Annotated in this window: 7 protein-coding genes and 1 other RNA gene; 7 read left to right on the top strand and 1 reads right to left on the bottom strand. The window is 57.4% G+C overall.

Annotated features, from left to right (window positions below; genetic code table 11):
* Positions 1 to 31: 31 nt before the first annotated feature.
* Positions 32 to 2,911, bottom strand: a complete 2,880-nt coding sequence (locus PK28_RS08065; RefSeq protein WP_044513192.1) for an alpha-amylase family glycosyl hydrolase — start codon at positions 2,909 to 2,911, stop codon at positions 32 to 34.
* A gap of 191 nt (positions 2,912 to 3,102) precedes the next feature.
* Here PK28_RS08065 and PK28_RS08060 point away from each other — a divergent pair, with 191 nt between their 5' ends.
* The 7 genes from PK28_RS08060 to PK28_RS08035 all read left to right on the top strand — a co-directional run bounded on the left by PK28_RS08060 (position 3,103) and on the right by PK28_RS08035 (position 13,533).
* On the top strand, positions 3,103 to 4,011 hold the full coding sequence (locus tag PK28_RS08060) for a DUF2279 domain-containing protein (protein ID WP_082017019.1): 909 nt from the start codon (positions 3,103 to 3,105) through the stop codon (positions 4,009 to 4,011).
* Between the two features lie 106 nt (positions 4,012 to 4,117).
* Positions 4,118 to 5,218 carry a Smr/MutS family protein gene (locus PK28_RS08055; RefSeq protein ID WP_044516589.1) on the top strand — a complete coding sequence of 367 codons (1,101 nt, stop codon included), beginning with the start codon at positions 4,118 to 4,120 and terminating at the stop codon, positions 5,216 to 5,218.
* Between the two features lie 150 nt (positions 5,219 to 5,368).
* Complete coding sequence (locus PK28_RS18955) at positions 5,369 to 6,262, top strand: alpha/beta fold hydrolase (RefSeq protein WP_071885132.1); 894 nt, start codon at positions 5,369 to 5,371, stop codon at positions 6,260 to 6,262.
* Between the two features lie 224 nt (positions 6,263 to 6,486).
* Positions 6,487 to 8,349 (top strand): M1 family metallopeptidase, encoded by a 1,863-nt coding sequence (locus PK28_RS08045; protein WP_044513191.1) that lies wholly within the window; start codon positions 6,487 to 6,489, stop codon positions 8,347 to 8,349.
* Between the two features lie 555 nt (positions 8,350 to 8,904).
* Positions 8,905 to 9,352, top strand: an RNA gene (gene rnpB / locus PK28_RS19710) — RNase P RNA component class A.
* A gap of 148 nt (positions 9,353 to 9,500) precedes the next feature.
* The gene (locus PK28_RS08040; RefSeq protein ID WP_048825748.1) at positions 9,501 to 12,068 is read left to right on the top strand and encodes a cellulase family glycosylhydrolase; all 2,568 of its coding nucleotides are present in this window, start codon (positions 9,501 to 9,503) and stop codon (positions 12,066 to 12,068) included.
* 307 nt (positions 12,069 to 12,375) lie between these two features.
* Positions 12,376 to 13,533 (top strand): sigma-54-dependent transcriptional regulator, encoded by a 1,158-nt coding sequence (locus PK28_RS08035; RefSeq protein ID WP_044513187.1) that lies wholly within the window; start codon positions 12,376 to 12,378, stop codon positions 13,531 to 13,533.
* The last annotated feature ends 147 nt before the right edge of the window (positions 13,534 to 13,680 follow it).

Raw genomic sequence — 13,680 nt, 5'->3', positions numbered from 1 at the left:
AGAAGCTAATAGCCATCAGCCATTAGCCAAATTAGTGCTGCACCTGCAGGCGGGTGGTTACCTGCTGCTCACCGGCCTGCATACGAATGAGGTAGATACCGTTGGCCAGGTTTTCCACCGGGATGCTGAGAGTATGCGCCCCGGCCGACTGCTTGCCCGTGCCGGGCAGCGTACGCACGGTGGCGCCCAGCAGGTTCAGTACCGTTACTTGCACGGCCGTAGCCTGGGGCAGCGTGTAGCGCAGCAGGGCGACCGAGCTGGTGGGGTTAGGAGCCACTGAGTAGCCCAGCGCCATAGCAGCCCGCTCGTTGCGCGTAGCCAGCACCGTACCCGCCGGCTTGGCTACTTTCTTCGATAGATACACGTAGTACTGCCCGGGAGCCAGCGTGAAGGTGCTGTCGGTATTCTTGATTTTGAGGCTGGTGCCGTCCAGGTAGTTGTACCAGGTGCCCGCTTTCTGGAACTTGGGGTTCACCGTAGCCGACTTCACATCGAAGTTGCCCAGCACCGTAACATTCTGGTCCGTGTTGTTCAGGTGAATGGATTTCACGGCGCCGCCAACATCCTGCGTGAAGGAGGTGTAGTTCTCAAATACCGGCTCATCCTTCTTCAACTGAATCAGGCTGCGGTATACATCGTAGAGGCGACGACGGTTGGCATTGTCGTAGTAGTCCCACAGGGCCGGCTTGTTGCTGAGCTTGCAGCTCTGGTCTTTGCCGTAGTTTTTAGGGTCGGTTTCATCATCACCGGGGTACTTGCCGTCAGGGCACATAAAGATGCCCTTGTCGTAGCCAACCTCGCCAAACTGCCAGATCATGCGCGGGCCGGGCACGGTAAAGAAGAAAGCGGCTGCCAATTCCTGACGGGCCAGGGCCGTATTCAGGTTCTTCACCGAGTAAGAGCCTGCGCTGTTGCCAAAACGCAGGTTCTTGTACATCAGGCGGTCCTCGTCGTGGCTTTCCATGTAGGTAACCAGGTTGGGCTCCGTGAAGCCGCGCTGCTTGAAGTAGCCATAGCTGAAGTCCGACTTGCTGCCATCGTTGTAGCCCATGGTGGCCTCATTGTAGTTGGTGGTCATTTTGCCCCACAGCATGAGGCCGGCGGCGGACAGTGCCTTGGCTTCTTCAGTAGCCACAAACGTTTCCAGAATGGCATAGGAGCCGGCGCTGGCCGCCTGCTGCGCGGCGTAGTAGTCTTTCCAGATATTCACCCGCGACTGGTCAAATACCGACTCATAAGTAGCCTCTGTTTTCTGCACCTGGCTGAAACCGCCCGCCAGGTCATAGCGGTAGCCATCGATGTGGTACTCCTGCAGCCAGAACTTGATTACTTCTTTCGAGAAATAGCGGGTATAGTCGCTTTCGTGGTTGAAGTCAGTACCTACGTTATAAGGGTGCGTAGGCGTAGCATTGAACCAGGGGCTGTTGCTGCTGTATAGCTGCACCATGGGGCTCTGGCCGAAGGAGTGGTTCAGAACCATATCCAGCACCACGGCAATACCGCGCTTGTGCGCTTCGTCGATGAGTTTCTTCAGGTCGTTCTTGGTGCCGTAGTACTTGTCAGGAGCAAAGTAGAACGAGGGATTGTAGCCCCAGCTTTCGTTGCCTTCAAACTCGTTTACGGGCAGCAGCTCCAGTACATTAATACCCAAGCGTTTAATATAATCCAGAGAATCGGTGACGGTTTTGTAATCGTGGCGCGCTACAAAGTCGCGCACCAGCAGCTCATATACCACCATATCCAACTTACTGGGACGCTGGAAGTTGGTTACCTGCCAGGTATACTCCGGGGCATTGGTTTGCAGTACGGATACAATGCCGGTGGTTTTGCCGGTGGGGTACGCCTTCAGGTTAGGGTAGGTAACAGCCGGAATGTACTGGTCATTATTGGGGTCCAGCACTTTCTCGGTGTAGGGGTCCGCTACGCGCACACCATCTACCAGATACTGATAAGCATACTCCTGACCGGCCGTGAGACCGTCAATCTTCACCCACCAGCGCGTGTTCACGTTGTCGGTGGCGCTGGTTTTGCTCATCTGGTACTTGGTGTCCGCCAGCCAGTTATTGAAGTCGCCGAGGACGTAAGCGGTGGTCTTGTTTGGGGCCGTCAAACTCAGAATAACGGACGTGCCGCCATTCAGATAAGTAACTCCATCTTTCTTGGCACCTGCTGGCAGAGCGGCAATGGTAGTAGCCGGGCTTACAAACACGGTTACTTCGTCTGTGGCCGTAACGCCGCCGTTGGTAGCCGTTAGTTTCAGCACATTGCTTCCCTCCTGGGTCAGGGTAACGTCCTTGGTCAGGGTGGTAGCGCTGGTTTTCTGATCTACCTGCGTGCCATTCAGCGTAAGGGTGAGAGTAGATGCCGCCGAGGCCGTGCCCGATACGCTTACGCTGGAATTTTTAGTAACGAACTGGCCCGTGGTGGGGCTGGTGAGTCGTACGGACAGCGCAGACGTTTGCGCCACATCCACCAGAATGTCTTTGCCGCCGGTGCCCTTGCCTTCAGGTGAGCCATTGGCACCCCGGAAAACCATTGCCAGCTTCAGGATCTTATCCGTAGCAGCAAGCTTATCGTAGTAGGTACGGGGAGTGAGGGTGATGGTATAGAGGTTAGCATTGGTGGTGCTACGCGTCATCTTCTCCTTAGCAATAGGAGCGCTAAAGCTCGTACCCACCACGGCTTTCCAATCACTATCATTGGTGCTCTTGTCCGTGATAACGCCAGTCCAGATGTATACGTCACCGGTGTAGCCTTTCAAACCACCAGTACCCTGAGTTGCGTCGAAGGTAAGCGTCACCTGATCGGTAGCCGTGAAGAAGGTTGGCTGGGCCGTAACCACCTGGGCCTGCACTACGGGCAGCGTGGCCAGGCTGACCAGCCATAGCATGAGAAGTCGAAGTGATTTCATTAAACAGAAGTTGTGTGGGAAAACAGAAGGAATTTCGCGAAGGAGACGAAAACAGCGAAAATTCGTCGTAAACGCAGGGTTCCGAATCTTAAAGATACCACCGCCGAGCTGGGCTACCAAAGGACAGCGGCGGTTTTATTGTAGTTTTGAGGGATGACCGCGCCCCTCTGTGCCGGCAAAAAAGAGGAAATATGGCGTGGTACGCGCGTACATTCGGATTTTGCCTGCTCCTGCTCACGGCCCTGCGCGGCGCGGCCCAGGTGCCGCTGGCTTCCCCCGATACCGCCCGCACTACTTCCGCCCACCGACTGCCCTTGTTGCTGGGCGCGGGCACGGCTGCCTACGCTGGCACGCTTTATCTGCTGAGCGAAGGGTGGTACACCGGCCCCCGCACTGAATTACACTGGTTTAATGACCTGCCGGAGTGGAAGCAGATGGACAAAGCCGGCCACTTCTGGGGTGCCTTTCACGAAAGCCGCGGCGCTGTGGATATGCTGCAGTGGTCGGGAGTGCCGCAAAAAAAGGCCATCTGGTACGGCAGCATGGTGGGTTTTCTGCTGCAAAGCCCCATTGAGCTGCTGGACGGCCGCGACCCGCAGTATGGCGCTTCCGCTACCGATCTGGCCGCCAATTTTCTGGGCTCGGCGGGGGTACTGGCCCAGCAGCTGGCCTGGCAGGACGTGCGCTTCATGCCCAAGTATTCCTTCCATACCACCCGCTACGCCGGCCTGCGCCCCAACGTATTGGGCCAAAGCCTGGCCGAAAAGCACCTGAAAGACTACAACGGCCAAACCTACTGGCTGTGCGCCGATATCAGAGCCTGGCTGCCCGCCACCAGCCGCTGGCCGCGCTGGCTGCAGCCCGCCCTGGGCTACGGTGCCCAGCAAATGGTGTACAACGATGCGGACGCCAACGCCGCCCTGGGCCTGCACCCCTACCGCCAGTACTACCTTTCCCTGGATGTTGATTTGCGCCGTATTCCCACGCGCAGCAAGCTCCTGCGCCGGGTGTTCTACGTGGCCAGTATTTTTCATCTGCCCGCCCCGGCTTTGGAGTATAACAAGCGGCGCGGCATGGTGCTGCACGGGCTGTACTGGTAGCCCCAGCCTAATTACGGAGTCGTTTCATACGTTTGGCTCAGCCGCGGGCGTTTTTTGCGCGTTACCTTTGTTGCACCTATTCCAACTGACTTTTTTCTTTTTTGATATGAACGTAGGAGACAGAGTCCGCCTACTGACCGGCCGCGAAGAGGGCATTATTACCCGCATCCTCGACAACGACCTGGTAGAAGTAGCTATTGATAACGATTTTACCATTCCCGTACTGCGCCGCGAGGTGGTAGTAGTAGCCGCCGAAGAAGGCAAAGCCTTCGACCGCACCGCTCCTGTTCTCAAACCCGGCCAGATGGGAAAAGGCACCAAGCCAGCGGCCGCCCGACCGGTCAGCGCGTCCGCTGCGGCCCCGGCCAGCCAGGGCGCCGCACAGCCCGATCAGCCCAAAGCCCCGGCCCCGCTGCCCGCCGCGCAGAAAGGCCTGTACCTGGCCCTCACCCACCAGGCACCGGAGCTGCTTTCGGTACAGTTGCTCAACAATACCGAGGCCGATGTGCTGTTCACCTGCGGCGAGGAGCGCCCCGACCGCCCTTACCGCGGTCTGGTAGCCGATAAGCTGGGGCCCAAGCAGGCCAGCAAGCCGCTGGCCCACTTGCACCTGAAGGATTTTGAACAGTGGCCCGCCTATGTGCTGCAGGTACTGCCGCACCAGGTAAACGGCGCTTCGGCGTTTGAGCTGCTCACCAAGCGCGTGGCCTTCAAAGCGGCTACATTCTACAAGAGCCGGCAGCAGGCCCCGCTGCTTCAGCGCGAAGCCTACCTGTTTCAGCTGGATGAGAAACCCGCCGCGGCTCTGGCCCTGCCACCCGAAAAACTGGCCGAAGCCTTAAAGCAGCAGCTTTCTGGCGATGCCCCCGCTAAACCGGCCGCCATTGCGCCGGCGCCGGAACCGGCTAAAGCCCTGGTAGCGCCGCCGCACGAGCTGGATCTGCACATTGAGGCCCTGCGCCCCGAGGGAGCCGAAGGCCTCTCCAACACCGCCATGCTCAAGCTGCAGCTGGATGTGTTTGAAGATGCCCTGAGCCGGGCCCTGGCCACCAACATGCACGAAATTGTCTTCATTCACGGCGCCGGCAACGGCACCCTGCGCAAGGAAATCCACAAGCTACTGAGCCGCAACCGCGACATTAAGTTTTTTGAGGATGCCCGCAAAGAGAAGTTCGGCTACGGCGCAACCCTGGTTCGCCTGAAGTAACGCAAGTAACCAAACACACCTGTCATCCTGAGCAAAGCGAAGGACCTTATCACGTTAGAACGATACTCGTACCCACGACTCGTTTTAGCGTATTAAGGTCCTTCGCTTTGTTCAGGATGACAGTTTTTATTTATATCGATTTCCCTCTTAATGTCCATCCCAACCACCGCACAGCCACTTACCGTTCCCTTACCAGACGGCCGCCGGCTGGGCCTTACGCGTTATGGCAACCCTGCGCATCCGGCTGTTATTTTCCACCATGGCTACGCCTCCTCGGGGCTGTCGGTGCCGGCGTGTGCGGAGCTGCTGGCGGAATTGGGTTTGCAGGTGCTGGCCCCGGACCGGCCGGGGGCGGGCCAGTCGGATGTGGATGAGAACCTGACGCTGGCTTCGTTCGCGGCCGATGTGGTGTATGCGGTGGAGGCGTTGCGGGTGCCGGGGCGGCTGGGGGTTACGGGCTGGTCGGCGGGTGGGCTGCACGCGCTGGCGCTGGCCGCGCTGTATCCCGCGCGGGTAGGCCCGCTGCATCTGCTGAGCACCATCCTGCCCTTCGGCGACCCGGCGGCTTACCAGGACTTCACGGTGGGCTGGAAGGCTGTGCGCTACGCCAATGAATACCTGCCCACGCTGGGCAAGCTGGCCTTCGCCGAAATCAGCGAGAAGTGGCACACCGACCCTGAAGCTACCATTGACGAATTTCTAAAGCTCATCTTCGGCCCGCCGGAACAGGTAGTGGGGTTTCAACCAACCAACCGCGCCCTGCTGCGCGACGCCGCCGTGCAGGGTTTCAAACACGAGGGTCAGGGCGTTTATTTCGATAGTCGGGCCATCTGCCAGCCTCTCTCCTTTTCCCTATCGGCCATTACCGCTCCCACTACCATCTGGCACGGCACCGCCGACACCATCTGGCCCCCGGAAAGCCTGCATTACCTCACGGAGCGCATCCCGCATACCCACATAAATATGCTACCCGGCGAAGGCCACATGCTGTATCTGAAGCATTGGGAAGAGATTTTGCGGCAGATATGTGCGCAAATGCAGTAGGCTTCTGCAGCATCCATTTTATAACCTCCCGCATCATTACATCTGTCATCCTGAGCCCAGCGAAGGACCTTCTCACAACTAAACGACTTGCGTAACAACGACTCGTTCCAACGTGAGGAGGTCCTTCGCTGGGCTCAGGATGACAGAGTGGTTTTGGCAGAAAGTATAATCCATATCAGGCCTAAAGGTGCAGGGTGTTACTTTGCAGAAATCTTCTGCCTTTTATGACTCTGAAGCTTCTTGCCGCGCTGCTGTTGGCTAGCGCCCCCGTTCTTGCCCAGCAAGCCCTACCTATTCCGCGCAATCTGCAGGCCACTTACCAGAAAGGCACCCGTTCCGAAGACGGCAAGCCCGGCCCCAAATACTGGCAAAACACCGCCGACTACACCCTCAACATCAACTTCGACCCCGCTACCCGCCTGGTGCAGGGCACGGTGGATATTGCCTACGTCAACAACAGCCCCGATTCGCTGCGGCAGATCTGGTTTAAGCTTTACCCCAACTACTACCAGAAAGGTGCCCCGCGGGTATCGTCGGTGAAGCCCGAAGACCTGCACGATGGGGTGAAGATTGCGCAACTCAGTGTGAACGGCGAGGCCGAGGATGTGGCCAAGCTGAAAATTGATGCCACCAATATGCCCGTGAGCATCAAGCCGCTGGCGCCGGGGCAAACGGCGCGCGTGGCCATCAGCTACTCCTACACGCTCAACAAAGGCTCGCATATGCGCACCGGCGAGATTGAGGAAGGCGCGCATTTCGTGGCCTACTTCTTTCCGCGCATCACCGTGTACGACGATATTGATGGCTGGAACCGCCTGCCCTACATCGGCTCGCAGGAGTTCTACAACGACTTCAGCAACTTCAAAGCCGCCATTACGGTGCCCAAAAACTTTGTGGTGTGGGCCACCGGCGACCTGAAAAACACCGACCAGGTCCTCCAGAAAAAGTACGCCAAGCGCCTGCGCGATGCGGAAAAGAAGGACCGCATCACCAGCATCATCACCGAAGAAGACGCAAAGCGCCGTGACATCACGGCCCAGAATGCCACCAACACCTGGCAGTTTGAGGCGAAGAATGTAACCGACTTCGTGTTTGCCACCGCCGACCACTACGTGTGGCAATCTACCAGCCTGATAGTGGACCCCGCTACCAAGCGCCGCACCCGCGTAGATGCCGTGTACAACACCAAGCACAAGGACTACGAGGAGGTGATTCACTTTGCCCGCAAAACGGTGCAGGCCATGAGCTACGACTTCCCGAAGTGGCCTTTCCCCTACTCCCACGAAACCATTTTCGATGGCCTCGACCAGATGGAGTATCCCATGATGGTGAATGACAACCCCACCGAATCCCGCGCCGACGCCATTACCCTCACCGACCACGAGATATTCCACACGATGTTCCCGTTCTACATGGGCATCAACGAAACCAAGTACGGCTGGATGGATGAAGGCTGGGCCACCATTGGCGAGTGGATCATCTCCAAAATGATTGACCCCACCCTGGACGACGACTACGGTATTGCGCCCTACGCCCGCGCCGCCGATACGGAGCAGGACATGCCCATCGTGACGCTGACGACCCAGCAAAATGGCACGCCATTCTTCCTCAACTCCTACCCCAAGCCCGGCCTGGGCTACCTGTATGTGAAGGATTTACTGGGCGATGAGTTGTTCACGAAGGCGCTGCACACCTACATCCGCAACTGGAACGGCAAGCACCCCATGCCCTACGATTTCTTCAACTCCATGAACGCCGGGGCCGGCCGCAACCTCAACTGGTTCTGGCAGCGCTGGTTCTTCGAGGGCGGCTACCCCGACCTGGCCATTGCCAGCGTAACCAAGCAGGGCAACCAGTCCCAGATTGTAGTGGAAGCCAAGGGCACCAAGCCCGTGCCGGTAGACCTAACTGTAACCTTCGCCGATAACTCTACCCAGCAGATTCACCGCACCATTGCCGTGTGGGAAACCGGCGCCAAATCCGTCACCATTCCAGTGCCTTCTGATAAGGTAGTGACGAAGGTGAAGCTGGGCGCTACGCTGGTACCGGATAGCAACCCGAAGGATAATTTGTGGGAGGGTAAGTAGTAGGTTTAGCTACAAATAAATTACTACTCTAAAAGATGACTTCAGAAGACATTAAAACTTGGGGGTTAGCAGTGGGAGGATTCGCCACATGTCTAACTGCTATCTATAGTATTTTAACAATTACCCGTGAATACAAGCTTAAACTTCAAGCAGAAATTAGATTGAAGCATACAGCTGAAGTGGAGTTGGATATCAAACTATTAACAACATTCAATGAAATTCTATCATTAGCACATGCTCGTGCGGCTTACCATGTTTCAGAGAAGGCTATAGAATATCTGTTAATGCGCAATCCAAATATTAATGACTCCAACCAAGTTCAACAAGCACTTGACAGCGCAGTAATTACATTACCAGTCGGAAGCGCTATTCAGGATGCCGCAATAACAGCTATGGCAGAGTTGGCTAGAAAACATTCAGTCTTGAAACAACCCGCCATTAAAGCATTACAACGATTAAGTGGCCTTCCTGGCGTTAAAGGGTCAATTGCTCAACAAGAATTAGCGAATCTCACTAATCAGGACTTAGGTTTCATTATTCGTACCTTTACCCGCAGTGATGGGTCGCCCCACCGCGGCGCCTTACGCAAGAATGGCGACGAGGAAAGTCCGGGCAACGCAGAGCACCCTGCTTCCTAACGGGAAGGACTGGTAAGCGTAAAGTAAGCCAGGACAGCCAGTGCCACAGAAAACTACCGCCAGGCGGTGAAGTTGTGAAAGGTGAAGTTGTGAATTTCACAATCTCACAAATTCTCAATTTCACCTTTGGTAAGGGTGAAAAGGTGCGGTAAGAGCGCACCAGCGGCCGGGCAACCGCGTCGGCTGGGTAAACCTCAGGGGTTGAAAGACCAAATAAGCTGGTACGTGGGCCTTCGGGCCTGCACCGGGCGGCTCGTCCGGCGCCAGCGGGTAGGTTGATGGAGCCTTTTCGCGAGAACTGGCCTAGATAAATGGTGGGGCCGCGGCAACGCGGACAAAACCCGGCTTATAGACTCATCACCCACAGCAAACGGCCGTCGCACAATCCTGCGGCGGCCGTTCTGCGTTGTAGCCCAGTGTTTCTTCGCGTAGCTTTCGCTCATGAATTATTTATTCCCTTCCGGGTCGGTTGGCCTTCCCCGTAAAAGTTATCTAGTCTACTTACTGGCTGGCTTGTTTCTGACCCTGAGTCTGCCCAAAGCCAGCGCCCAAAAAGCCCCTCCCGCTACCGCCGATATTTACATTGACCCCGCCGGGGTCATTCGCTGGCAGGGCAGCCGGCAGGAAGTAGCCCTGTTTGGGGTGAACTATACTACGCCCTTCGCCTACTCCTACCGCGCGCACAAAAAGCTGGGCGTGAATCTGGAGCAGGCCATCGACGAGGATGTATATCACCTTTCCCGATTGGGCATTGATGCGTTTCGGGTGCACGTCTGGGATGTGGAAATAACCGACACGGCCGGCAACCTGCTGGACAACGAGCACCTGCGCCTCTTCGATTATCTGATTCAGAAGCTCAAGCAGCGCAACATTAAAATCCTGCTCACGCCCATTGCCTACTGGGGCAACGGCTACCCCGAGCCCGACACGGCCATGACGGGCTTTTCCAGCATTTACCCCAAGAACAAAGCCTACCGGATTCCGCGCGCCATTAAGGCCCAGGAAAACTACCTCACCCAGTTCCTCAACCACCGCAACCCCTACACCAAGCAGCTCAACCGCGAGGACCCCGACATCATTGCCTACGAGGTGTGCAACGAGCCGCACTACAGCCAGCCTGAGGCGGAAGTGAGCAGCTTTGTGCAGCGCATGGTGGCGGCTATGCGGGCCACCGGCTACCGCAAGCCCATTTTCTACAACATTGCCGAAAGCCCGACGGTATCCAACGCCATTCTCAGCAGCCCGGTGGATGGCTTCACGTTTCAGTGGTACCCCTCGGGGCTGGTAAACGGGCACACGCTGCGCGGCAACCCCTTGCCTTATGTGCAGCAGTACCCTACGCCGTACCGCCAGGACCCGCGTTTCACTAGTAAGCCCCGGTTGGTGTATGAGTTTGAATCCGGTGACATTCTGCAGCCGCTGATGTACCCCATGATGGCGCGCAGCTTCCGGGGCGCCGGCTTCCAGTGGGCCACCCAGTTTGCCTACGACCCCTTGGCCATTGCCTACGCCAACACCGAGTACCAGACGCACTACCTGAACCTGGCCTACACGCCGGCCAAAGCCATTAGTCTGCTGATTGCGGGCCGGGTTTTCCGGCAGGTAAAGCGCGACCAGCAGTTTCCCGCCTTCCCCAAAGATTCCGTGTTCAACAACTTCCGGGTGAGCTACCGCGCCGGCCTGAGCGAGCTGAATGCCGACGAGGAATTTCTGTACACCGGCACCACCACTACCAGGCCGCGCAAACCAGCAGCGCTGCGCCGGGTGGCCGGCACGGGCTCCTCGGTAGTAGTTAATTATGAAGGCACCGGCGCTTACTTTCTGGACCGCCTGGCCAACGGCATGTGGCGGCTGGAAGTAATGCCAGATGCCATTGCCGTGCGCGACCCATTTGCCAAAACCTCCCTGCGCCAGACCGTCACACACATCTTCTGGAACACCCAGCCCATGCGCCTTACACTGCCTGGTTTAGGGGCTGATTTCACGGTGCGCGGCCTGGACAAAGGCAACACATTCCAGGCTCGGGCCAGCAACGGCACTGTGCGACTACAGCCGGGCGTGTACCTGGTAGCGGCCCGGGGCAAAAACACCGGTTCCTTCACCGCGCAAACCAGGCTGGGCGCTATCCAGCTGGGCGAGTTTGTAGCCCCGGCCCCCACTACCAGACAAGTGCAGGTAGTGCACACGGCCCCGGCTCAGCTGTCGGCCGGCCGGGCGGCTACGCTGCAGGCTACTATTGCGGGGGTGGAGGCCGCTGATTCCATGCTGCTGGTGGCGCAGCACTTCTATGGCCCTACCCGCACGCTGCCCATGCGCCGCCTCACCCTGACCACCGCCGAAGTCACCGTACCCGCCGAATTGCTGTACCCTGGTTTGCTGCGCTACTGGGTGGTAGTGAAGCACCAGGGCCAGAATACCAGTTTCCCCGGTCCCCTCACCGGTTCGCCCAAAGACTGGGACTTTGTGCCCCGGGAATACTGGGAAGCGCCCATAGTAGCAGCTGATGCCGCCCTGCCGCTGTTCCAGGCTGCCCAGGACCAGCCCCGGATAGAAGCCGGCGGTATAACCGGTGGCGGCTGGGCTGATTATATAACTATCCCAACCGGTGCCGTAGCCCTGCGCCTGCTGCAAAGCCCACCCACTACCGGCACCGCGGCCCCCACCACCCCTGATAATGCCCCTATTGCCTTCCTCCGCACCTACTTCCGCGACCGGCTGGCTCCCCGCGCCAGCGACCTGACCAACATGAAGGAGTTAGTTGTCCGGGGCCGCAAAGGTGCCGGCGCGGGCCGCGTTCAGCTGGTACTCATTACCCGGGATGCCGCGGCTTACGTGGCTAACGTGGAGCTGGGCGCTGACATGCAGGAAGCACGCGTGCCGCTCAGCTCCTTCCAGTTGGGCAGCCAGGTGCTACTCCCGCGCCCCTACCCCGGCTTTCTACCCTTCACCTTCCAGGCGCCCGGCCCGGCCACACTGCCGCTGGCCGAAGCAGAAGTGTTACAGGTGCTGCTTCACTCCGGCACTTCCACCGGCTCCGATGCCCGCCCTTTCTTGGATATTGAATTGATAGTGCTGCGCTGATAGTTGGCCGCAACTCTTTCTCTGAACAGCTTAGAACCCGGCTGCAAGCATATTACAATGAAACCATTCAGGAAGTCGAAAGAACGTCATGTCGAGCGTAGCCGAGACATCTCGCTAGTGTGGTAAATAGTTTGGCAACGTCAGCATGCGAGATGCTTCGACTTCGCTCGACATGACGGTCTAAGGTGTTTTAGTCATATTCCAAAATAGCTTAACTCAACATTTATCCGGCTTTCCGGCAAAGATGCACCCGTTTGCGGCTGGCTTTTCGTTACTTTGATTTCCTTCATTCGCTCTTTCTCCGCACATGCCCCGCATTCTCATAATTGACGACGAAAAAGCCATCCGGAACACCCTTAAGGAGATTCTGGAGTACGAAAATTACCAGGTAGATCAGGCCGAGGACGGCCCCACCGGCCTGGATATGCTCATCAAAGACAAGTACGATGTAGTGCTCTGCGACATCAAAATGCCCAAAATGGATGGCATTGAGGTATTGGAGCGCGCCCGCATAGTCGCCCCCGATGCCGCTTTCATCATGGTATCGGCCCACGGCAACGTAGAAATGGCCGTGGATGCCACCAAGAAAGGCGCCTACGACTTCCTGCAAAAGCCACCAGACCTCAACCGCCTGCTGGTAACCGTGCGCAACGCCCTGGACCGCACCAAGCTGGTAGCCGAAACCAAAACGCTGAAGAAGAAAGTAGCCAAGAGCTCCGAAATGGTGGGCTCTTCCAAGGCCCTGGAAGCTGTGCGCAAGGCTATTGAGAAGGTGGCTCCTACCGATGCCCGCGTGCTTATTACCGGCCCCAACGGAGCAGGCAAGGAAATGGTGGCCCGGCAGCTGCACGAGCTCAGCAACCGGAACAACGGCCCCCTGGTGGAAGTGAACTGCGCCGCCATTCCTTCCGAGTTAATTGAGTCGGAGCTGTTCGGGCACGAGAAAGGCTCGTTTACTTCGGCGGTAAAGCAGCGCATCGGCAAGTTTGAGCAGGCCGATGGCGGCACGCTGTTCCTGGACGAAATCGGCGACATGAGTCTTTCGGCCCAGGCCAAAGTGTTGCGCGCCCTGCAGGAAAACAAGATTACCCGCGTGGGCGGCGAGAAGGAAATTTCCGTGAACGTGCGCGTGCTGGCCGCTACCAACAAAGACCTGCAGCACGAAATTGCCGAGCGCAACTTCCGCGAAGACCTTTACCACCGCCTCTCCGTTATCCTGATCAAAGTACCGTCCCTCAACGAGCGGCGCGAGGACATTCCGGAGCTGGTGCAGAAATTCCTGCAGGACATTGCCAACGACTACGGCAATAAGCCCAAGAAGGTAGATGATGCCGCCCTGAAATACCTGCAGGGACTGGACTGGCGCGGCAATATCCGGGAGCTGCGCAACGTGGTGGAGCGCCTCGTAATTATGAGCGACGACACCATTACGGAAGACGATGCCAAAGCTTACGCTGGTAAATAAACCTACTAAGCTTATCCTTTAATTATCAAAGCCCTTGCCATTCACTGGCAGGGGCTTTTTTCATTTTAAGGGAAGCGCTACGGAACCATTGGGATTAGGTTACTGTCTGAGGAAAATAAATCAGCGAATTGCACCTTTTCAAGCCCC

This window comes from Hymenobacter sp. DG25B, assembly GCF_000801315.1.
Classification (GTDB): Bacteria; Bacteroidota; Bacteroidia; order Cytophagales; family Hymenobacteraceae; genus Hymenobacter.
Note: the sequence above shows the minus strand (reverse complement) of the source record. Positions and strands in the feature narration are given on the sequence as shown.

Coding starts and splice junctions, on each gene's coding strand:
- PK28_RS08060 (WP_082017019.1), top strand. CDS start 3,103: ATGGCGTGGTACGCGCGTACATTCGGATTTTGCCTGCTCCTGCTCACG.
- PK28_RS08035 (WP_044513187.1), top strand. CDS start 12,376: ATGCCCCGCATTCTCATAATTGACGACGAAAAAGCCATCCGGAACACC.
- PK28_RS18955 (WP_071885132.1), top strand. CDS start 5,369: ATGTCCATCCCAACCACCGCACAGCCACTTACCGTTCCCTTACCAGAC.
- PK28_RS08055 (WP_044516589.1), top strand. CDS start 4,118: ATGAACGTAGGAGACAGAGTCCGCCTACTGACCGGCCGCGAAGAGGGC.
- PK28_RS08045 (WP_044513191.1), top strand. CDS start 6,487: ATGACTCTGAAGCTTCTTGCCGCGCTGCTGTTGGCTAGCGCCCCCGTT.
- PK28_RS08065 (WP_044513192.1), bottom strand. CDS start 2,911: ATGAAATCACTTCGACTTCTCATGCTATGGCTGGTCAGCCTGGCCACG.